Genomic DNA, 21,297 nt, shown 5'->3' with positions numbered 1-21,297 from the left:
CCCTTCGTAGGGTCCGGTCGGAAGGGAGAACCGAGCGAGGGCCCGGTCGAGTTGCCCTCTCGTACGCCGGTTGGGCGCATTTCAGTCCTTCTTCAGGAGCAGTTCCGTGTTCCGGTCGGCCGCGCTCCCGGCCAGGTTGGGCAGTGCGCCCGGGGCGTTGAAGGCGAGTTCGCGGTAGAGGGCGGCCAGTCCGGTCTGGCTGAGATCGGCGAAATCCGTGCGGTGCGGGGCGGCGGACTCCACGAGCGTGGTGAACAGCGACAGGGTCCCGTCCTTGTTGTCCGTGAGCTCGATGATCCGGGCCAGGTGCGGGTGGTCGATGTGCGAGGCGGTGGAGATCTCCCAGAAGGCGTGGCCGCCGGCGGTGGAGTGCGCGGTGACGAGGTTCTTGTGGATGTGGCCGTTGACCCAGGCCAGCACGTTGCGGTGGCCGGCGAGCAGGGCGACCAGCTCGCGGCCGCCGTGCCGGCGCTCGGCGGGACGGCCCGGGTCCGGGCGGGTGTTGTCCATGGAGGCGCTGGTGTGGTGGCTGAAGACGACGGCGTAGGAGTCCTTGTTCTCCCGCAGCGTGCGCTCCAGCCACGTCAACTGGGCGGTGCCGATGGAGCCCTGGTAGTTCCCGCCGGGGTCGGTGGTGTCGAGGCTGATGCCGATGACGTCGTCGGCGACCCGGAAGGAGTAGTACTGGCTGCCCGCGTCCAGGTTCGCCGGCGAGTAGCCGTGGCCGACCGGTCCGGCGCCCCGGTGGGCGGGGTCCAGGTGCGCCTTGACGTATTCGGCCGGGGTGTAGGGGGCGCGCCGCTCGTCGGGGGTGACCGGGCGCATGTCGCGGGTGTGGGCCTTGAGCAGCTCGCGCAGGCGCACGCCCCGGGGGTCCCTGGTGCTCTTGATGGAGTCCTGGAGTTTGCGCGCCTCGGCCGCCGGGAGGCTCATCAGCTTCCTGCCGCCGACGGCGTACTCGGCGAGGTAGGGGTCGCCGGGCGCGTAGATGCCGAGCGGGAGGGCGTCGTGGTTGCCGACCGTGGAGTACCACGGCACGTGCAGGCCGGGGCTGTTGACCTCGCGGGTCGCCGCGGCCAGGAAGCCGGGCAGGTGCGGGAAGCCGAGCCGCTTGTCGGCGTCGCGGACGGCCGAGTCGGGCTGCCAGTACAGCTTCAGGCCGCTGCTCTGCACGCCCTCGTAGTGGCGCGGGTCGCCGGAGTCCGGGCGCACCCGGCCGCCGCTCATCACCTTCATGAACCACTCGAGCTCGGAACGCGCGTTGTTGTCCGTGTTGTCGCCGGTGGTCATGACGAACCCCAGCGGGGCGCCGGTGACCGGACCGCCGCGCAGCGCGTTGACCCGCTCCACCAGCGAGATCGCGCCCTGCACGGTGAGCGCCTCGTGCGGCCGCCACAGATGGCTGTCGAAGGAGCGCAGGTACTCCACCCGCAGCGGGTGCTGGGTGTCGGCCAGGTGCAGATCGGTGAACTGCACGAACGCGGCCAGGGTGGTACGGCGTCCGGCCCGCCCGGACCGGGCGGCGGCCAGCTCGTCGCGTACGACCCGCTTCCAGCCGGGCCCGTCGCCCAGCCGCCGGTACGGGCCGCCGGCGCGGGGCGTGGCGACCGAGTCGAGGGTGGTGCCCCGGGTGTAGGGGGCGAGGGGTGCGGCGGGAGCGGCGGTGGTGGCGGCGAGCGGCGCCCCCGAGGCACCGGACGGGCCCGCGGGCGGGGTGCCGGCCGCCGTGGCGGCGTGGCTCTCGGCGGGGCGCAGGGCGTAGCCCGTGCCCGCGGTCAGGGTCACCGCCCCGGCGGCGGCGAGGACGGTACGGCGGTCGACCCCCAGCGCGGAGGCGGTGACAGAGCGTGTGCGCGACATGGCGCTTCTCTCCCCGGGTGCGAACGCGTCGGCAGTGGTCGCGGGGGCTCACGGACGCGAACGTCCCGCTCATACCGGATGCTTGGCACCGGGGATGGCCTGCGCGTGAACGCGGCGGCAACGCGCGACGCCCATCACCGTACGTCGGTCCCGGGCCACCTCACGCGTTCGCCGCCGCTCGCCGGACGGCCTGGGGGCGGCTACTCCTCGTTCATCTCGCGGGGTAGGCAAGGCGTTCCGTCATCGGTCGCGGCACGGCCCGCGGCGGGCCGCTCGCGCCACAGCCGCAGGCCCACGTCGACCAGGCCCACCCGTTCCAGACCGGGCACCGCCTCCAGGGGGTGCCAGGCGGCCATGTCGGTGGAACCGCCGGTCTCGTGGCGCAGTTCGCCGCGGGTGACGCGGCCCTCGTAGACGATGCGCAGGCCGTGGAAGTCGGCCTGGCTGCCGAGCGGGCGCGGATAGGCGCGGCGGATGGAGTCGAGGCCGAGGAGGGCGACCGGCTCGACGGTGTACCCGGTCTCCTCCTCGGCCTCGCGCACGACCGTGTCGTAGGGGTCCTCGCCGTGCTCCATGCCGCCGCCGGGCAGCGTCCAGCGGCGGGCCCCGTCCCGGGCGACCCAGCGGGCCAGCAGCATCCGTCCGTCCCGCACACACACGGCGTAGGCCGCCACCCTCAACTCCTTGCGCATGCGGTGACGTTACGGCAGCAACGGGTTGGCCGGTGAGTATTCGGGCGGAGCCCAGGCAAGCGGCAGCGCCCCGTCCCGCCAGACCGCCCGCGCGAGCGTGAAGCGCACCCGGCGCTCCCCGTCCGCCCCGAACTCGGCGCGCGCCTCGCCGGTGAGCTGCAGGGTCGTGCCGGCCGTCCAGTCCAGGAACAGCAGCCCCGCGCGCGGGTCGGCGGCGAGGTTGCCGAGGGAGAGGAACATGGAGTTGCCCGGGTAGTCGCGCCAGAGCAGTTCGCGCGGCGAAGTCACCCGGACGAAGCCGGGGTTGCCGCCCCGGTGACTCGCGTCGGCGCCCCGGACGTGTGCCGTGGCCAGGAAGAAGGTGTCGGCACGGGTCACCAGGTCCCGCTGCCCGGCGGTGAGTTCGCCGCTGACGCGCGCCGGTCCGGGAGTTCGGTCGACGTACGTGAAGGACTCCCTCCGCTGGAGGTACTTGGGGCAGTTGGAGAAGACCTGGTCCGCCTCGATCGAGAAGCCCGCACGGGTGGGCGTCAGCACGCCGTTCAGGCGCATGCGGCGGCGGGTGCGCGGGTCGAGGGCGATGGTCCCGGTGTACGTGCCCGGCGCGGCGAGGGCGCGGGCGAGGGGGTCGTCGGCGGGTACGCCGCCGGTGACGGACATCGTGTGCGGTCCCGTGGCCCGTACGAAGCCCGGTGCGCCGGTGAGCGGCGCGGCCCAGACCGCTCCGGTCGCCGGGTCGGCGGCGCCGGCCACGAGCAGCGGCTGGAGTTCCAGGAAGGCGGCGGCGACCGGCCTGATGCCCCGGCCCACGGACCGACCCACGTGGTCGGCCGCCTCGCGCACGCCCACCCGGTCCTGCACCGCGCGGGAACCGGCGTGGTAGATCCCGTCGCCGGCGCGCGAGGCGGGCCCGGTTTCGGTCTGCGCGGCCATCTCTAGAAGAAGCCGCAGGTCGGAGCGGACTCGTGCGGGGCCGGCGCGCCCTCGGCGCCCTCGGAGGCGAAGATCTCCAGCCGGATGCCGTCCGGGTCGTGGAAGAAGACGCCGCCCGAGGCCGAGCCCTCCCGGTGGGCCACCACCCCCTCGTGGGCGAACTCCACGCCGTACGCGCGCAGGGCCGCCTCGTACTCCCTGACCCGCTCGGCCGACCCGGCGGCGAGGGCGAGGTGGTGCAGGCCGGCCCGGTCGCCGGAGTACGCGCCCCGGGCCTGCTGCCAGAGCGTGAGCACGGGCTGCCCGCCGCCCTCGCCGTCCCCGAGGAACACGTACCGGCGGCCCTCCTCCTTGCCCTCCGCCAGCAGGGTGAAGCCGAGCACGTCGCGGTAGAAGGCGAGCGAGCGGTCGAGGTCGGTGACGTTCAGGCCGATGTGGCCGGTGTGCAAGGTCATGGGACACCTCTTTGATGAGAACCTTCGAAGCCTAACCAGTCATCTGCCATTTAACGGTTAGGTCGGCCGATCGTCAACCGGTCATCTACTCTTGAGGGGTTAGCAGAGAAGGAGTGGTCCCATGTCCGGCGCCCGCGATCCCCGTCCCCTGACCGGTGAGCCCCTCGCGCTCGACCTGCTCAACACGCGGTGGAACCGGGACGGCTCCCTCCAGGACCTCCTCACCGGCCCCGACGGCCTCGCGGTGTGGCTGGCGGCCAACGGGCTGGACGGGGAGTACGCGCCGGACGCGGCCGTGCTGCGGCACCTGCTCCAGGCGCGCGACGCGCTGAAGGCGGCCGTCGACGGCTCACCGCGGGAGGGGGCCCCGCTCGTCGACGCCGTGCTCGGGCACGGCCGCATCCGGGCCGGGCTCACGGCACGGGGCCCCGTCGAGCGGCCGGAGTTCGCCGACCCGGCCTGGGGACCCGCCTGGCTCGCCGCCCGCAACTACCTGGAGCTGCTCACCACCGCGCCGGACCGCATCCGGGCCTGCGCCCACGAGTCGTGCGTACTGCACTTCTTCGACACCTCGCGCAACGGCACCCGGCGCTGGTGCTCGATGGCCGCCTGCGGCAACCGCGCCAAGGCCTCCCGCCACTACGCCCGCTCACGCGGCTGAGGCCCCGCCACGGCCGGCCCGGTCACAGCCGGCCCGGTCACGCCGGTCCGGTCACGGCCGGTGTCCGGTCACGCCGGCCCGGTCACGGCTGCTCGCAGGTGAGGGAGCGCGCGGCGGCCAGCGCGCCGGTGATCCGGTCCCGCAGGGGCGCGATGTCCCGCTCACCGGTGACCAGGGTGTCGGGGGAGGCGGCATGGCGCCCGATCCCCACGAGCACGTGGTCGCCCGGGCCCGGCGCGGCGGACTCCTCCACCAGGAAGGTGACCTCGGCGTCCGCCTTCGCGGGCCGGTACGAGCGGGTCACGCGCAGGGTCACCCGGTCCCGGTCACTGCCCGGCTCCCGCCGCACCTGCCGTACGTCGCCCTCGGCGACGAGCCGGGCGCAGGCGAGGTACCCGGGCGTGCCGAACACGGACGCGGCGCCCCGGCTCGACACCTCCTTGCCGGCACCGCCCCCGGCGTCCAGGCCGCTTCCGGCGCCCTGCGACAGGACCCACCCCAGGCCGAACACGGCCGAAGCGGCGGCGGCCGCGGCGAACGCGCCGAGGGCGAGCGCGCGGGGCCGGCGCCCACGCGCCCACCGCCGCCCGGACACCCGGCGCCGGACCGGCCGCTCCGGCGCCACCGGTGCGGGAGCGGGCGGCTCCGCGACCGCCTCCGCGATGAGGTCGAGGTGCCGGCGCAGCAGCGCCAGATCCGACCGCGCCGACCGGTAGGCGGCCAGGTAGGCGGGGTCGGCGCCGGCTCCCGGGGGCAGCGGTCCGCCGGTCAGGGCGGCCGTCAGCGGGTCGACGGCCTCGTGGGGCCCGTGGGACTCGTGCTCGGCGCTCATCTCACACCACCTCGTCCTGGTGCAGCCGGTCGCGCAGGGCGCGTACGGCGGTGTGCAGCCGGCTCTTGACGGTGCCCTCCGGCACCCCGAGCTGCTCGGCGATGGAGCGGACCGGCAGGTCGGCGTAGAAGCGCAGCACGACGACCTGCCGCTGTGCGTCGGGCAGCTCGTCCAGCCCCCGGGCGACGGCGAGGGAGAGCAGCCGGGTGTCCTCGCCGCCCACCGTGTGCTCGGGCGGGCGCAGCGCGGCGAGCCGCTCGCCGAGACGGTCCTGGCGGCGCCGGGCGCGGTGCCAGTCCACGGCGAGGTTGGAGGCGACCACCGCGGCCCAGGCGGACACGTCGCGCGGCGCCTCCCTGCCGCTCGCGGCCCGCTCCAGCAGCCGCAGGCGGACCTGCTGCACCCCGTCCGGCAGGTCCGCCTGCGGCACGCCGCCGAGCGCGAGCACCGCCCGCACCCGGCGTTCCTGGGCCGCGTCCAGTGGATCAGCCCCGGCCGGGTCCGCCTCCCGGCCGGGGCGCGCCCTTCTGCGCAGCACAAGCCCTCCCCTCACCGCGTCAGTCCTACGACGCCGCGGCGGGCCTGAACGTTCACCGCGACCGCACGGAATTTCCCGGACGGCCGCGGGGAGGGCAGAGGCGTACGTCACATCGCCGTATGCCCCGGGACGGGCCGGGCAGGGACGCAGCAGCACGGCTTGCGGCCCGGGGGCCCCGCGGGGTGAACATCTGCGGCCCGCCCGGGGTGCGCGCCGCAGTTCCGCGACCGGGGCCCGGTCCTGGCCGTCCCACTCCTCGGGCACGCGGGGCAATGAATTGGACAGGCGGGCCGGGGTCGGCCGCATCATGGAAGGGCCTGGGCCGAGCACGCGGGCCGGACAGGCACGTACAGCAGGACACGTTAAGGAGTCGCCGTGAGGGTCGGAATCGTCGGAGCCACCGGTCAGGTCGGCACGGTCATGCGCAGGATCCTCACCGAGCGCGACTTCCCGGTGACCGAGCTGCGCCTGTTCGCCTCGGCCCGCTCGGCGGGGACCGTCCTCGACGGCGTGACCGTGGAGGACGCCTCGACGGCCGACTACACCGGCCTGGACATCGTGCTGTTCTCGGCCGGCGGCGCCACCTCGAAGGCGCTGGCCGAGAAGGTCGCCTCGCAGGGCGCCGTGGTGATCGACAACTCCTCGGCCTGGCGCAAGGACCCGGACGTGCCGCTGGTGGTGTCCGAGGTGAACCCGCACGCCGTCGCGAGCCGCCCCAAGGGCATCATCGCCAACCCGAACTGCACCACGATGGCCGCGATGCCCGTGCTCAAGCCGCTGCACGAGGAGGCGGGCCTGGAGGCGCTGGTCGTCGCCACCTACCAGGCGGTGTCCGGCTCGGGCCTCGCGGGCGTGGCCGAGCTGCACGGCCAGACCCAGAAGGTGGCCGCCGAGGCGGACAGGCTCACCCACGACGGCTCGGCCGTGGACTTCCCCGAGCCGGCCGTCTACAAGCGCCCGATCGCCTTCAACGTGCTGCCCTTCGCGGGCAACCTCGTCGACGACGGCCTGAACGAGACCGACGAGGAGCAGAAGCTCCGCAACGAGTCCCGCAAGATCCTGGAGATCCCCGGGCTGAAGGTCTCCGGCACCTGTGTGCGCGTGCCGGTCTTCTCCGGCCACTCCCTCCAGGTCAACGCCCGTTTCGCGCGTCCGATCAGCGCGGAGCGCGCCACCGAGCTGCTGGCCGGCGCCCCCGGCGTCGCCCTCTCCGACATCCCGACCCCCCTCCAGGCGGCCGGCCAGGACCCCTCCTACGTCGGCCGCATCCGCCGCGACGAGACGGTGGACAACGGCCTCGCCCTGTTCATCTCCAACGACAACCTGCGCAAGGGCGCGGCCCTGAACGCGGTGCAGATCGCGGAGCTGGTGGCGGCGGAGCTGAGCGCCCGGGCGGCGTAGGGGACCCCTCACTTGGGACGGGCGGTCACCGGCAGCCGGTGACCGCCCGTTCGGTTGCGCCGCGACGTGGAAGGATGACCGCACCCACACATCACGAGGAGATGACCGCGTGCCTGGCACAAACCTGACTCGCGAAGAGGCGCAGCAGCGGGCGAAGCTGCTCACCGTTGACTCGTACGAGATCGATCTCGACCTCTCCGGCGCGCAGGAGGGCGGCACCTACAGGTCCGTGACCACGGTGCGCTTCGACGTCGCCGAGAACGGCGCCGCCTCCTTCATCGACCTGGTCGCCCCGGCCGTCCACGAGGTGACCCTGAACGGCGACGCGCTCGATGCCGCCGAGGTCTTCGAGGACTCCCGGATCGCCCTGCCCGGTCTGCTCGAGGGCCGCAACATCCTGCGGGTCGTCGCCGACTGCGCCTACACCAACACGGGCGAGGGCCTGCACCGCTTCGTCGACCCGGTCGACGACCAGGCGTACCTCTACACGCAGTTCGAGGTGCCCGACGCCCGGCGCGTCTTCGCCTCCTTCGAGCAGCCGGACCTGAAGGCCACCTTCCAGTTCACCGTGAAGGCCCCCGAGGGCTGGACCGTCGTGTCCAACTCCCCGACCCCCGAGCCCCAGGACAACGTCTGGGTCTTCGAGCCGACGCCGCGCATCTCGACGTACATCACCGCGCTGATCGTCGGCCCGTACCACAGCGTGCACAGCGTGTACGAGAAGGACGGCCAGTCCGTGCCGCTCGGCATCTACTGCCGGCCCTCGCTGGCCGAGTTCCTCGACGCCGACGCGATCTTCGAGGTCACCCGGCAGGGCTTCGACTGGTTCCAGGAGAAGTTCGACCACGCCTACCCGTTCGCCAAGTACGACCAGCTCTTCGTGCCCGAGTTCAACGCGGGCGCGATGGAGAACGCGGGCGCCGTCACCATCCGCGACCAGTACGTGTTCCGGTCCAAGGTGACCGACGCGGCGTACGAGGTGCGGGCCGAGACGATCCTGCACGAGCTGGCCCACATGTGGTTCGGCGACCTGGTCACCATGGAGTGGTGGAACGACCTGTGGCTGAACGAGTCGTTCGCCACCTACACCTCCATCGCCTGCCAGGCGCACGCCCCCGGCTCGCGCTGGCCGCACTCGTGGACCACGTTCGCCAACTCCATGAAGACCTGGGCGTACCGGCAGGACCAGCTGCCGTCCACCCACCCGATCATGGCGGAGATCAACGACCTGGACGACGTCCTGGTCAACTTCGACGGCATCACCTACGCCAAGGGCGCCTCCGTGCTCAAGCAGCTGGTGGCGTACGTCGGCATGGACGAGTTCTTCCGGGGCGTCCAGGCGTACTTCAAGCGGCACGCCTACGGCAACACCCGCCTGAGCGACCTGCTGGGCGCGCTGGAGGAGACCTCCGGGCGCGACCTGAAGACCTGGTCGAAGAAGTGGCTGGAGACGGCCGGCATCAACATCCTGCGCCCGGAGATCGAGACGGACGCCGACGGCGTCATCACCTCCTTCGCCATCCGCCAGGAGGCCCCCGCGCTGCCGGCCGGCGCCAAGGGCGAGCCCGTCCTGCGCCCGCACCGCATCGCGGTCGGCCTGTACGACCTGGACGAGGCGAGCGGCAAGCTGGTGCGCGCCGCCGACGGCCGGATCGAGCTGGACGTGGACGCCGAGCTGACCGCCGTGCCGCAGCTTGCCGGGCGCCGCCGTCCCGCGGTCGTCCTGCTCAACGACGACGACCTGTCCTACGCCAAGGTCCGCCTGGACGAGGACTCCCTCGCGGTCGTCACCGAGCACCTCGGCGACTTCGAGTCCTCGCTGCCGCGCGCCCTGTGCTGGGCGTCGGCCTGGGACATGACCCGCGACGGCGAGCTCGCCACCCGCGACTACCTGTCCCTGGTGCTGTCCGGCGTCGGCAAGGAGTCCGACATCGGTGTCGTGCAGTCGCTGCACCGCCAGGTGAAGCTGGCCATCGACCAGTACGCCGACCCGGCCGCCCGCGACACCCTGCTCACCCGCTGGACCGACGCCACGCTGGCCCACCTGCGCTCCGCCGAGCCCGGCAGCGACCACCAGCTGGCCTGGGCGCGCGCCTTCGCCGCCACGGCCCGCACCCCGGAGCAGCTGGACCTGCTGAACGCCCTGCTGGAAGGCTCCCAGACGGTCGAGGGCCTGGTCGTCGACACCGAGCTGCGCTGGGCGTTCGTGCAGCGGCTCGCGGCCGTGGGCCGCTTCGACGAGCCGGAGATCGCGGGCGAGTACGAGCGGGACAAGACGGCTGCCGGTGAGCGGCACGCGGCCACCGCGCGCGCCTCCCGCCCGACCGCCGAGGCCAAGGCGGAGGCGTGGGCCTCGGTCGTCGACTCCGACAAGCTGCCGAACGCGGTCCAGGAGGCGGTCATCGCCGGCTTCGTCCAGACCGACCAGCGCGAGCTGCTCGCCCCCTACACCGAGCGCTACTTCGAGGTGCTCAAGGGCATCTGGGACTCCCGCTCGCACGAGATGGCCCAGCAGATCGCGGTCGGCCTGTACCCGTCGATCCAGGTGTCCGAGGACACCCTGCGCCGGACCGACGAGTGGCTGGACTCCGCCGCCCCGAACGCGGCCCTGCGCCGGCTGGTCTCGGAGTCGCGCGCGGGCGTCGAGCGCGCGCTGAAGGCCCAGGCGGCGGACGCGGCCGCCAAGTAGCCGCCGCATCGGCAGGTTCTACGGCGGCAGGGGGCGCCCGGTGCGACCGGGCGCCCCCTGCTCGTCCTTCGCGCGGCCGGCCGCACCCGTGCGCGGGCGAAGCGTGCGCGGGCGTGGCGGAACGCGCGAAAGGGCGCCCACCTCGCCCACGTACGGCGGTGCGTACGTACGGCGGGGTCGGCGCCCTCGGCGCGGGCGTGCCCGGGGCCGGCGGCCCGGCAGGGCCCCGGCGGGCCCGGGTCAGGCCTCGGCCTTGACCTTCACGTTGCGGCTCGTGTCCCGCTGCTTGGCGCGGGACTTGTCCAGGGCCACCACCAGGCCGGTGATGATCAGGAACAGAGCGAGCGGGATACCGACGAAGATGCCCAGCGTCTGGATGACGCTCAGGCCCGGACCCGGGTCGTCACCGTCGTCGCGCGTCAGCGCGAGCGCGGGGGACGACATGAGCAGCATCATCAGCGTCGTACCGGCCGCCAGGGTGCCGGCGCGCAGGGCGTTCTTCTTGTCCACGGTGCAAAAGTAGCGAACGCCGGAACGGGCCGCGCGCCCGGGGTGCCATATGCACCCTCGCCTCATTCCCCCGCCCGCCCTCCGTCCGCGTCCGCCCTCGCGTCCGCCTGGCTCTCCACCCCCGCGCGCAGCACCTCCGTCAGGGCGTGCAGCCGGGGCGAGGCGGCCAGTTCCTCCAGGGTGACCGGGTGGCCCCGGTCGTCGGCGACGGGCAGGCGCCAGTTGGGGTACTGGTCCCAGGTGCCGGGGAGGTTCTGCGGGCGGCGGTCGCCGACGGTGTCCGGGAGCCAGAGCCCGACCATGCGGGCGGGGCTGCGCAGCAGGAAGCGGTGGACCGCCTGGATCTGCGCCTCCTCCGAGGGGGCGGACAGCCCGCCGCCCGTGCCGCGCAGCAGGCCGAGCTCCGACAGCAGGGCCAGCCACTCGCCGGTGTCGGCCGCCGCCTCCGCGCGTTCCTCCTCCAGCGGGCGGGTGAGCAGCCCGAGGCGGTGGCGCAGTTCGACGTGCTCGCCGGTGAGCCGGGCGGCGGTGGAGGGCAGGTCGTGGGTGGTGGCGGTGGCCAGGCAGCCGGAGCGCCAGCGCTCGGGCGGCAGGGGGCGGCCGTCGCCCTCCCAGTCGCGCTCGAACCACAGCACCGAGGTGCCGAGGACACCGCGCCGCTCCAGGGCCTCGCGCACCCCCGGCTCCACCGTGCCGAGGTCCTCGCCGATCACCACGGCCCCGGCGCGCGCGGCCTCCAGCACCAGAATGGCGAGCATGGCCTCGGCGTCGTAGCGGACGTAGGTGCCCTCGGTGGGCGGGTGGCCCTGGGGGACCCACCACAGCCGGAACAGGCCCATGACGTGGTCGATGCGCAGGGCCCCGGCGTAGCGGAACAGGGCGCGCAGCAGGCGGCGGAAGGGCGCGTAGCCGGACGCGGCGAGGCGGTCGGGGCGCCAGGGCGGCAGACCCCAGTCCTGGCCCCGGGCGTTGAAGGCGTCCGGCGGGGCGCCCAACGACATGCCGGCCGCGAAGTGGTCCTGCTGGGCCCAGGCGTCGGCCCCGTCCGGGTGCACGCCCACGGCGAGGTCGTGCACGATGCCGATCGGCATGCCGGCCTCGCGGGCGGCGCGCTGGGCGTCGGTGAGCTGGGCGTCGGTGAGCCAGGCGAGGCGGGAGTGGAAGTCGACGCGGTCCATCAGCTCGGCGCGGGCGCGGGCGGTCCCGGCCGAGCGGGGGTCCCGCAGTTCCTCGGGCCAGCTCCTCCAGTCGGAGCCGTGCACCTCGGCCAGCGCGCACCAGGTGGCGTGGTCCTCCAGGGCCTGGCCCTGCCCGGCGAGGAAGTCGGCGTAGGCGGCGCGGCGGCCGGGGCCGAGCGGCACCTCGCGCACCAGTTCCAGCGCCTCGCGCTTGAGCTCCCACACCGCGTCCCGGTCGATGAGGGCGCCCTTGCCGAGCACGGCGGCGCGCAGCCGTGCGGCCCGCTCCAGCAGGCCGCGCAGCGGCTCGCGGTCCCCGACGTAGGCGAACTCGGGGACGGCCTCCACCCGCAGGTGGACCGGGTCGGGGAAGCGGCGCGAGGAGGGGCGGTAGGGGGAGGGGTCGGTGGGCGCTCCGGGGACGGCCGCGTGCAGCGGGTTGACCTGGACGAACCCGGCGCCCAGCGTCCGTCCGGCCCAGGCGCTCAGCTCGGTGAGGTCGCCGAGGTCGCCCATGCCCCAGGAGTGGTGGGAGAGGAGGGAGTAGAGCTGGACGAGGAGCCCGTAGGAGCGGCCCCGCGGGGTGGGCAGCCGGGGCGGGGCGACGACGAGGTGCGCCTCGCCGGTGCGGCCGTCGGGGGCGGTGGCGGTCAGTCGGTGGACACCGGGCGGCAGGGGCGGCAGGAGGTCCGCCTGTGCGTGGGTGTCGCCCTGTTCGGTCTCGATGCGGAGCCGGGTGCCGGGCGGCAGTCCGGTCAGGGCGGCCGGCGGGCCCTCGCCGCTCCAGTGCACCACCGTGGGCGGCAGCAGCCGTTCGGCCAGTTCGCGCTCGCGGGCGGTGCGTGCGGCGCGTGCGGCTTCCGGGGAGCCCGCGTCGACGCCGAGGGCGGCCAGTGCGGCGACGACGGCGGTGGCGGAGGCGGCGACCGTGCGGCCGGGTGAGGGGCTGTAGGAGGTCGCGACGCCGTGCAGCCCGGCGAGCCGCGACAGGTCCGCGCCGAGGGACTCACCGGCCGGCTGCTCCATCTACGCCTCCGGGCGACAGGGGTCGGCGCCGTCCGGCTCGGCGGCGGACTCGCTGGTCAGCGGCGCGGCCTCGGCGAGCGGCGGCTCGCTGGTCAGCGGGGCCTCGGCGTCGGGCAGCGGCGGCTCACTGGTCAGCGGGGTCTCGGCCCAGGCGCCCTCCGCGCTGAACACGCCCAGTGGGGCGTCGGGGCTCGCGGAACCGGCCGGGGCGGCGGGCAGGCCGTCCTCGGGCGATCCCGCCCAGGGTTTGGACAGGGCCGTGTCGGACAGGGCCGAGAGCAGAAGGTGTGCCGGTGCGGCCACGGGGGCCTCCTTGTCGAGTGCGGCATCCGGTGAATACCGCAGCCCTACCCAGTGCGCGCGAGGGCAGACGTACCCGGTCGGCGTACGTGCTTCTGGTCACATTCCCCACTCTCCAGGGTGGGGCAAAGATGGCACAACGGCCACTCTCGTTGACACCCGTCCCCCTTGGTGGTGGGCTCGGACCTCCTCGACACCGGCGCGGGCAGGCCGTGCGACGAAGGAGGGGCCGTGCGGGTTGGGCGCGGAAGGTCGGCTGCGGCCCTGGCGTTCGCCGTGGTCGCCGGGACGCTCGGGGCCGCCGCCCCCTCGGCGGTGGCCGCTCCGCCCGCGCCCGGCGGCGGATCCGGCGCCGAGAAGGCCGCCTCACCGCAGACCGCGGTCTGGCCGCGTCCCCAGTCGCTGCGCACGACCGGTGACGCGGTGGCGGTGACCGACAGGGTGGCGCTGGTCGCCGACGCGGCCGCCGACCCGTACGCGCTCGACGCGCTGCGCGCGATGCTGCGCGGGGCGGGGGCGCGGACGGTCACGGACCTCACCGCGGCCGACCCGGTGCCGCCGGGCGCGCTGGTGGTGCGGGCGCTGACCGAGCGACCGCACGCCGATCCGCGCCACGCGCTGCCCTCCGGCGGCTACCTCCTGACCGTGGAGCGGGGCGCCGGGCACGGCCCCGGCGCCGTGACGCTCACCGGCGCCGGCGAGGACGGCCTGTTCCACGCCGCGCAGACGCTGCGCCAGCTGCTGCGCCCCGACGGCACGATCCCCGGCGTGAGCGTGCGGGACTGGCCCGGCACCGCCGTGCGCGGCACCACCGAGGGCTTCTACGGCACCCCGTGGACGCAGGAGCAGCGGCTCGGCCAGCTGGACTTCATGGGCCGCACCAAGCAGAACCGGTACCTGTACGCGCCCGGCGACGACCTCTACCGGCAGGACCGCTGGCGCGAGCCGTACCCGGCCGGGCAGCGGGCCGCGTTCCGTGAGCTGGCCGAGCGGGCCCGCGCCAACCACGTCACGCTCGCCTGGGCGGTGGCGCCCGGGCAGTCGCTGTGCTTCTCCTCGGACGCCGACCTGCGGGCGCTGACGCGCAAGCTGGAGGCGATGTGGGCGCTCGGATTCCGGGCGTTCCAGCTTCAGTTCCAGGACGTCAGCTACGACGAGTGGCACTGCGGCGCGGACCGCGACCGGTTCGGCTCCGGCCCGGACGCCGCGGCGCGGGCGCAGGCCCGGGTGGCGAACGCGGTGGCCCGCTACCTGGCGGACCGTCACCCGGATTCCGTCCCCCTGTCGTTGATGCCGACCGAGTACTACGAGGACGGCACGACGCCCTACCGGCAGGCGCTGGCGGGCGGCCTGGACGAGTCGGTGCAGGTGGCCTGGACCGGCGTGGGCGTGGTGCCCCGCACCATCACGGGCGGCGAACTGGCCGAGGCCCGCGAGACGTTCGGGCACCCGCTGGTGACCATGGACAACTACCCGGTCAACGACTACGCCGAGGACCGCGTCTTCCTCGGCCCCTACACCGGCCGCGAGCCCGCCGTGGCGAGCGGTTCGGCGGCCCTGCTCGCCAACGCGATGGGCCAGGCGGAGGCCTCCCGCATCCCGTTGTTCACGGCGGCCGACTACGCCTGGAACCCGCGCGACTACCGCCCCGAGCAGTCCTGGCGGGCCGCGATCACCGACCTCGCGGGCGGTGACGCGCGCCGCGCCGAGGCCCTGTCGGCGCTCGCCGGCAACGACGCGTCCTCGATCCTCGGCGGCACCGAGTCGGCGTATCTGCGCCCGCTGATCGCCGCCCTGTGGCAGGCCCGCACGACGACGGACCGGGCCGCGAACGACACCGCCGGGCAGCGGCTGCGCTCCGCCTTCACGGTCCTGCGCGAACTGCCGCAGCGCCTGGCGTACGACCGTGTCCTGGCCGGCGAGGTCGCCCCCTGGTCGGCGCAGTTGGCGCGGTACGGCGAGGCGGGCACGACGGCCCTGGACATGCTGCGCGCCCAGCGCGAGGGCGACGCGACCGGGGCGTGGAAGGCGTACCAGAGGCTCCAAGGGCTGCGGGACGAGGTGCGGCGCGGCGGGGTGACCGTCGGCAAGGGCGTGCTGGACCCCTTCCTCGACCGGGCCCGGCAGGCGTACGAGGCCTGGGCCGGCCTGACCCGTGAACCGGCGGCCGACTGGGACGGCGGCGCGCAGGGGCGCACGGTGCGCCTCCCGCACGCCCGCGCCCTGACCGCCGTGACGGCGCTGACGGACGCCGGGACCACGGGCGACGTGGAGGTCCACGTCCCCGGCCAGGGCTGGCGCCGCGTCGGCTCCCTGGCGGCGGGCGGCGCGACGGAACTGGCCGTCGGGCAGCTCCCGGCGGCCGCCGGCCAGGTCCCGTCCGCGCGGGCCCCGTGGCCGCCGGTCTCCGGTGCCTGGACGCGCCCGCCGGCCGTCACACCCACCACCCCGGCCGCCGCGGGCACCCTCGTCGACGCGGTCCGCGTGACCGGCCCGGCCTCCTCCCGGGTACGCCATCTGGTCCCGTGGTTCGCCGACACCCCGGCCGCGGACATGCAATTGCCGCGCGCGTCGGCGGACGCCGAGACCGGCGGCACCGAACGGCTGACGGCCCGTCTGACCTCGCTGCGCCCGGCGGACGCCCACGGCAGCGTGACCGTCGAGGCCCCGCACGGCATCCAGGTCCGCGTCCCCACCGGCGCGCTGACCGTGCCGCGCGGCACCGAGGTGGATGTCCCCGTCGAGGTGACCGTCCCGAAGAACGCCCCGTCCCGGTCGTACGAGATCCGCCTCGGCTTCGCCGGGGTCACCCGCACGCTCACCGTCCGCACCTTCCCGCGCACGGCCGGCCCCGACCTGGCCCGCACCGGCACGGCCGCCTCCTCGGGCGACGAGACCCCCGCCTTCCCGGCCTCCGCGGCGAACGACGGCGACCCCGCCACCCGCTGGTCCTCCCCCGCCGACGACGGCGCGTGGTGGCAGGTGGAGCTGGTCCGCCCGGTCCGCCTGGGCCGCGTCACCCTCCACTGGCAGGACGCCCACGCCTCCGCCTACCGCGTCCAGGTCTCCCCCGACGGCCGCCGCTGGCGCACCGCCGCCACGGTCCGCGACAGCGAGGGCGGCCGCGAGACCGTACGCATGGACGAACGCGACGTCCGCTACCTCCGCATCCAGGGCGAAAAACGCGCCACCCAGTACGGCTACTCCCTGTGGACAGTGGAGGCGTACGCGGTCGCGGACGACTGAGGACCGGCGCCGCCTCCCTGCCCCTGCTCAACCGGGCCGTGCGCCCGGGAGAGCTGCGGTACGCGTAGGGACGACGGTCGGGGCCGGGCCGCACCTGGAGGCCGGCCCGGACGCCGGGTGGCCGGTCCCGCCGCCGGGCGGGGCGGGGCCGGCAATGCGAAGGCCCGGAGGTCTCAGGCGGAGATGCCGTCGATCCGGGCCATGGCGTCGTCCGCGCCGAAGGGCTGCAAGTAGGGCAGCCAGCGCGGGTCCCTATGGCCGGTGCCGATGATGCGCCAGGCCAGGCCGGTGGGCGGAGCCGGTTTGTGGCGCAGGCGCCAGCCGAGCTCGACGAGGTGGCGGTCGGCCTTGACGTGGTTGCAGCGGCGGCAGGAGGCCACCACGTTGTCCCAGACGTGCTTGCCCCCGCGCGAGCGCGGGATGACGTGGTCGACGCTGGTTGCGACGCCACCGCAGTACATGCACCGGCCCCCGTCGCGCGCGAACAGCGCCCGTCGGGTCAGCGGAACGGGCCCCCGGTAGGGAACCCGCACGAAGCGCTTGAGCCGGACCACACTGGGTGCGGGGACAGTGACGGTCGCGCTGTGCAGATGGGCGCCGGACTCCTCGAGGCAGACTGCCTTGTTCTCCAGGACGAGGACGAGCGCGCGGCGGAGCGGTACGACGCCGAGCGGCTCGTACGACGCGTTGAGGACCAGGACGTGCGGCACGGATGCCTCCTTGTGCGTCGGCGGCGCGTGGCTCGCGCCGGGACGATCTGCAGCCAGTCTCCCCTCATGCCTGGTGAACGCGCCACCATGTCCCGGTAACGGGCTGGGAGTGTTTTCGACCACACCTGATTCATCCCCCACGCGGCCGCACGTTCACACGGCCTGATCAGAGGCGGGTGGGCACGCCGCCTCCCCCGGACCTCCTCAGGGCTTCGCGGGACCCGCACACCGTGGCCCGTTAGTGTGGTGGCTCTGCCCGTCCGGTGACCTCTTCGTGACCCAGACGATATTGACCGCCGCGCCGGAGGGTGGACGCACCTGGAGGTACCTGCCGTGTCCTTGCCCGCCGTCCTACTGGCCGCCGGCCCGTCCCCCTCGCCGTCCCCCTCGGGGTCGGCCACGGTGACGGTCCCCACGCTCCAGGACGCCCAGCAGAGCGCGAACCAGGCCGCGAGCTGGGTCGAGCAGAACTGGTCGACCTGGCTGGCGATCGGCCTGCGGGTCCTGCTGATCCTGGTGATCGCGGGCGTCCTGAGAGTCGTGGTCCGACGGGCGATCACCAAGCTCATCGACCGCATGACCCGTACGGTCCAGGCGGTGGACGGCACCGCGCTGGGCGGTCTGCTGGTCAACGCCGAGCGCCGCCGGCAGCGGGCCGCCGCGATCGGCTCGGTGCTGCGCTCGGTGGCGAGCTTCGTGATCCTCGGCACGGCCGCCCTGATGGTGCTGGCCACCTTCCAGATCAACCTCGCCCCGCTGCTCGCCTCGGCCGGCGTGGCGGGCGTGGCGATCGGTTTCGGCGCCCGCAACCTGGTCACGGACTTCCTCTCCGGCGTGTTCATGATCCTGGAGGACCAGTACGGCGTCGGCGACACGATCGACGCGGGCGTGGCCTCCGGCGAGGTGATCGAGGTCGGCCTGCGGGTGACCAAGCTGCGCGGCGACAACGGCGCGATCTGGTACGTGCGCAACGGCGAGGTCAAGCGCATCGGCAACCTGTCCCAGGGCTGGGCCACGGCCGGTGTCGACGTCACCGTGAGGGCGGACGAGGACCTGGACCGGATGAAGGCCACCCTCGACGAGGTCGCCGAGAAGATGAGCAAGGAGGAGCCCTGGAACGAGCTCCTGTGGAGCCCCGTCGAGGTGCTCGGCCTGGACAGCGTGCTGATCGACTCGATGGTCGTACGGGTGTCCGCGCGGACCATGCCGGGCAAGTCCGCCGCGGTGGAGCGCGAGCTGCGCTGGCGCATCAAGCGGGCCTTCGACGCGGCCGACATCCCCATCGTGGGCGGCGCCACGGCGACGCCGGAGGAGGACCCGGCGCCCGATCCGTCCGCGGCGGTCGCGGCCCCCTCGGCGTTCTCCAACTCGGCCTCCCCGCAGGCGGAGGCCGCCGCCCCGATCGTTCCGCAGCGCCCCGTCCCCAAGCAGTAGGCGGACCGTCCGCTTCCGCGCCCCCGAGGTAACGACTGCGTTGCCCCGGGGGCGCTCTCTATTGACGCCCGCTTCGTCCGGGGCTTACGTTCCTCCCACCTGAATAGGAAACCTTCCTAACAGTGATCTCCGCAGGGATCCGGCGCACCCCGCCGTGGACTTCCGGGCGATCATGCTGGGAAGCTGGCACCCGAAGGGCAGGTGGCAAAGAGGCATGGCAGGAACCGCCGGCACGCCGGGCACCCCGCGCGTCCTGCGCGCCATGAACGACCGGGCCGCCCTGGACCTCCTGCTGGAGCACGGCCCGCTGTCGCGCACCCGGATCGGCAAGCTCACCGGCCTGTCCAAGCCGACCGCCTCGCAGCTCCTGGCCCGACTGGAAGCCGCCGGCCTGGTGCTGGCCACCGGGACCAGCGAGGGCAGGCCGGGCCCCAACGCCCAGCTGTACGCGATCAACCCGGCCGCAGCCCACGCCGCCGGCCTCGACGTCAACCCGTACCGCATCCGCGCCGCCGTCGCCGACATCACCGGCCGCACGGTCGGCGAGTACGAGCTGCCGACCCCCGGCCGGCACCCCTCCCAGCCCGTCGTACGGCAGGTCGCCGACGCCCTCGACGGCGCGGTGAAGGCGGCCGGCCTCGCCCGGGCCGACCTGCACCGCGTGGTCATCGGCACCCCGGGCGCGTTCGACCCCGGCACCGGCCGGCTGCGCTACGCCTCCCACCTGCCCGGCTGGCACTCCCCCACCATCCTGGAGGAGCTGGCCGCCGCCCTGCCGATGCCGGTGGAGTACGAGAACGACGTCAACCTCGTCGCGATAGCCGAGCAGCGCCTCGGCGCGGCCCGCGGCCACCAGGACTTCGTCCTGCTGTGGAACCAGGAGGGCCTGGGCGCCGCGCTGGTGCTCGGCGGCCGGCTGCACCGCGGCTGGACCGGCGGCGCCGGCGAGGTCGGCTTCCTGCCGGTGCCCGGGGCCCCGCTGGTCCGCCAGGTCACCAAGGCCAACAGCGGCGGCTACCAGGAGCTGGCCGGCTCCCAGGCGCTGCCCGCGCTCGCCCGCGACCTGGGCATCACCGACGTGCCCGGCGGGCCGCACGCCGAGGCCGCCGCCGAACTCGTCGCCCGCGCCGCCGACCACGCGAGCGGCCCCCACCGCACCCTGCTGACGACGTACGCCACCCGGCTCGCCACCGGTCTGGCCTCCCTCGTCTCCGTCCTCGACCCCGAACTCGTCGTCCTCAGCGGCGCCGCGCTCACCGCCGGCGGCGAGGTGCTGCGCGCCCTCGTCCAGGCCGAACTGGAGGAGCTCGCCGCCTCCCGGCCGCACCTGGTGGTCGGCGACGTGACCGAACACCCCGTGCTGCGCGGCGCGCTGGAGAGCGCGCTCGCCGCCACCCGCGACGAGGTCTTCGACACCTCGCGCTGACCGCCCCGCCCTGCCGTACCCAGAACTCCCCTCGTCCGACCCCCGCCCGTCCCAGGGAGATCCAGCCATGCCCGAAGTGTCCCGGAAAGCGGCCATCGCTCTCGCCGCCTCCGCCTCCATAGCGCTCTTCGCCACGGCCTGTACCGGCCAGTCGAACTCGGGCGCGAACGACGACGCCTCCAAGGAGACGGCGATCAACTTCTGGCACGCCTGGAGCGCGCCGAACGAGGTCGCGGCCGTGAAGTCGCTGATCGCCGGCTTCGAACACGCGCACCCCAACATCCACGTGAACGTCGTCGGCAACATGACCGACGACAAGATCAACCAGGCGCTGCGCACGGGCGGTGACAAGGCGCCGGACGTGATCTCCTCCTTCACCACGAACAACGTGGGCAAGTTCTGCTCCTCGGGCGCGCTGATCGACCTCAACCCCTTCTTCAAGAAGGCAGGCATCGATGCGCAGGCCACGTTCCCCAAGGCGATGAACGAGTACACCCAGTTCGACGGCGACCGCTGCACGGTGCCGCTGCTGGGCGACGCCTACGGCCTGTACTACAACAAGACCGCCTTCGCGAAGGCCGGCATCAAGAACCCGCCGAAGACGTGGTCGGAGTTCGAGGCGGACGCCAAGAAGCTGACGATCCCGCAGGGCGACGGCTACCGGCAGCTCGGCTTCATGCCGGACTACCACGGCTGGGAGACGACGACCGAGCACTACTTCGCGCAGTTCTCGCCGACCTACTTCGGCCCCGGCGGCAAGTCGGACGTCGCCAGGGACCCGGCCTTCGAGAAGGGCTTCACCCTCCAGAAGAAGCTGGTCGACGAGCTCGGCGGCTTCCAGAAGCTGGAGAGGTACCGCGCCACGCTGGGCGACGAGTGGGGCCCCAAGCACCCCTTCCACACCGGCCAGGTGGCCATGCAGCTCGACGGCGAGTGGCGGCTGGGCATGGCGGTGGACGCCAAGCCGAAGTTCGACATCGGCGTCGCCCCGCTGCCGGTCCCCGACGACCAGGCGGACCAGTACGGCAAGGGATACATCACCGGCACCGTCGCCGGCATCGCCGCCACCAGCCACAAGCAGAACGCGGCCTGGGAGTTCGTCAAGTACATCACCACGGACACCGACGCCGTCGTCGGCTTCGCCAACGACATCCACAACGTGCCCTCCACGCTCGCCGCCCTGAAGTCGCCGAAGCTGAAGTACGACCCCCGCTTCAAGACCTTCCTGGACATCGCGGCCAACCCGAACTCGACCACCAGCCCGGCCTCCATCAACGGCGGCCAGTACCTGGTGACGATCCAGCAGTTCGGCTACGACTACGAGAGCGGCAAGGAGAAGGACCTCAAGGCGGGCCTGGCGAGGACGGCCCGCCAGATCGACACGGACATCGCGCAGGCGAAGTAGC

Annotated in this window: 17 protein-coding genes; 7 read left to right on the top strand and 10 right to left on the bottom strand. The window is 74.1% G+C overall.

Going from position 1 to position 21,297, the window contains the following annotated elements; genetic code table 11:
* Positions 1-81 precede the first annotated feature (81 nt).
* The 4 genes from IE217_RS15980 to IE217_RS15965 all read right to left on the bottom strand — a co-directional run bounded on the left by IE217_RS15980 (position 82) and on the right by IE217_RS15965 (position 3,940).
* Positions 82-1,860, bottom strand: coding sequence for a TIGR03767 family metallophosphoesterase (locus tag IE217_RS15980; RefSeq protein ID WP_190178519.1), 1,779 nt, complete (start codon positions 1,858-1,860; stop codon positions 82-84).
* Between the two features lie 200 nt (positions 1,861-2,060).
* Positions 2,061-2,552 (bottom strand): NUDIX hydrolase, encoded by a 492-nt coding sequence (locus tag IE217_RS15975; protein WP_190178518.1) that lies wholly within the window; start codon positions 2,550-2,552, stop codon positions 2,061-2,063.
* A 9-nt stretch (positions 2,553-2,561) separates the two neighbouring features.
* On the bottom strand, positions 2,562-3,485 hold the full coding sequence (locus IE217_RS15970) for a pyridoxamine 5'-phosphate oxidase family protein (RefSeq protein ID WP_190178517.1): 924 nt from the start codon (positions 3,483-3,485) through the stop codon (positions 2,562-2,564).
* Positions 3,486-3,487: 2 nt separating this feature from the next.
* Positions 3,488-3,940, bottom strand: a complete 453-nt coding sequence (locus tag IE217_RS15965) for a VOC family protein (protein WP_190178516.1) — start codon at positions 3,938-3,940, stop codon at positions 3,488-3,490.
* A gap of 121 nt (positions 3,941-4,061) precedes the next feature.
* On the opposite strand from IE217_RS15965, the gene IE217_RS15960 reads away from it, so the two are divergent.
* Positions 4,062-4,601, top strand: a complete 540-nt coding sequence (locus tag IE217_RS15960; RefSeq protein ID WP_190178515.1) for a CGNR zinc finger domain-containing protein — start codon at positions 4,062-4,064, stop codon at positions 4,599-4,601.
* An 82-nt stretch (positions 4,602-4,683) separates the two neighbouring features.
* On the opposite strand, the gene IE217_RS15955 is transcribed toward IE217_RS15960, so the two are convergent.
* Together IE217_RS15955 and IE217_RS15950 are read right to left on the bottom strand one after the other, a co-directional pair.
* Complete coding sequence (locus IE217_RS15955) at positions 4,684-5,433, bottom strand: hypothetical protein (protein WP_190178514.1); 750 nt, start codon at positions 5,431-5,433, stop codon at positions 4,684-4,686.
* Position 5,434: 1 nt separating this feature from the next.
* Positions 5,435-5,971, bottom strand: a complete 537-nt coding sequence (locus IE217_RS15950) for a sigma-70 family RNA polymerase sigma factor (RefSeq protein WP_190178513.1) — start codon at positions 5,969-5,971, stop codon at positions 5,435-5,437.
* 375 nt (positions 5,972-6,346) lie between these two features.
* Here IE217_RS15950 and IE217_RS15945 point away from each other — a divergent pair, with 375 nt between their 5' ends.
* A complete protein-coding gene (locus IE217_RS15945; protein WP_190178512.1) occupies positions 6,347-7,372 on the top strand; it encodes an aspartate-semialdehyde dehydrogenase in 1,026 nt (341 codons plus the stop codon).
* Between the two features lie 109 nt (positions 7,373-7,481).
* Positions 7,482-10,061 (top strand): aminopeptidase N, encoded by a 2,580-nt coding sequence (gene pepN / locus IE217_RS15940; RefSeq protein ID WP_190178511.1) that lies wholly within the window; start codon positions 7,482-7,484, stop codon positions 10,059-10,061.
* A 240-nt stretch (positions 10,062-10,301) separates the two neighbouring features.
* Here pepN and IE217_RS15935 read toward each other — a convergent pair whose 3' ends face one another.
* From IE217_RS15935 to IE217_RS15925, 3 genes are all read right to left on the bottom strand, one after another.
* On the bottom strand, positions 10,302-10,571 hold the full coding sequence (locus IE217_RS15935; RefSeq protein WP_190178510.1) for a hypothetical protein: 270 nt from the start codon (positions 10,569-10,571) through the stop codon (positions 10,302-10,304).
* 62 nt (positions 10,572-10,633) lie between these two features.
* Positions 10,634-12,775 (bottom strand): 4-alpha-glucanotransferase, encoded by a 2,142-nt coding sequence (malQ, locus tag IE217_RS15930; protein WP_190178509.1) that lies wholly within the window; start codon positions 12,773-12,775, stop codon positions 10,634-10,636.
* A complete protein-coding gene (locus IE217_RS15925; RefSeq protein ID WP_190178508.1) occupies positions 12,776-13,078 on the bottom strand; it encodes a hypothetical protein in 303 nt (100 codons plus the stop codon).
* 228 nt (positions 13,079-13,306) lie between these two features.
* Between IE217_RS15925 and IE217_RS15920 the strand changes: the two genes are divergently transcribed.
* A complete protein-coding gene (locus IE217_RS15920) occupies positions 13,307-16,321 on the top strand; it encodes a glycoside hydrolase family 84 protein (protein ID WP_190178507.1) in 3,015 nt (1,004 codons plus the stop codon).
* Positions 16,322-16,494: 173 nt separating this feature from the next.
* Here IE217_RS15920 and IE217_RS15915 read toward each other — a convergent pair whose 3' ends face one another.
* A complete protein-coding gene (locus IE217_RS15915) occupies positions 16,495-17,031 on the bottom strand; it encodes an HNH endonuclease (protein WP_190178506.1) in 537 nt (178 codons plus the stop codon).
* A 333-nt stretch (positions 17,032-17,364) separates the two neighbouring features.
* Between IE217_RS15915 and IE217_RS15910 the strand changes: the two genes are divergently transcribed.
* The 3 genes from IE217_RS15910 to IE217_RS15900 all read left to right on the top strand — a co-directional run bounded on the left by IE217_RS15910 (position 17,365) and on the right by IE217_RS15900 (position 21,296).
* Positions 17,365-18,465 (top strand): mechanosensitive ion channel family protein, encoded by a 1,101-nt coding sequence (locus IE217_RS15910; RefSeq protein ID WP_190178505.1) that lies wholly within the window; start codon positions 17,365-17,367, stop codon positions 18,463-18,465.
* Between the two features lie 214 nt (positions 18,466-18,679).
* Entirely contained in the window at positions 18,680-19,891 is a 1,212-nt protein-coding gene (locus IE217_RS15905) for an ROK family transcriptional regulator (RefSeq protein ID WP_190178504.1), read from the top strand.
* Between the two features lie 67 nt (positions 19,892-19,958).
* Positions 19,959-21,296, top strand: coding sequence for an ABC transporter substrate-binding protein (locus IE217_RS15900; RefSeq protein WP_190178503.1), 1,338 nt, complete (start codon positions 19,959-19,961; stop codon positions 21,294-21,296).
* Position 21,297: the final 1 nt, after the last annotated feature.

It is taken from the genome of Streptomyces naganishii JCM 4654 (assembly GCF_014650575.1).
In the GTDB taxonomy this organism is placed as follows: Bacteria; Actinomycetota; Actinomycetes; order Streptomycetales; family Streptomycetaceae; genus Streptomyces; species Streptomyces naganishii.
The sequence above is the reverse complement of the archived record's forward strand: the minus strand, read 5'-3'. Positions and strand labels throughout refer to the sequence as shown.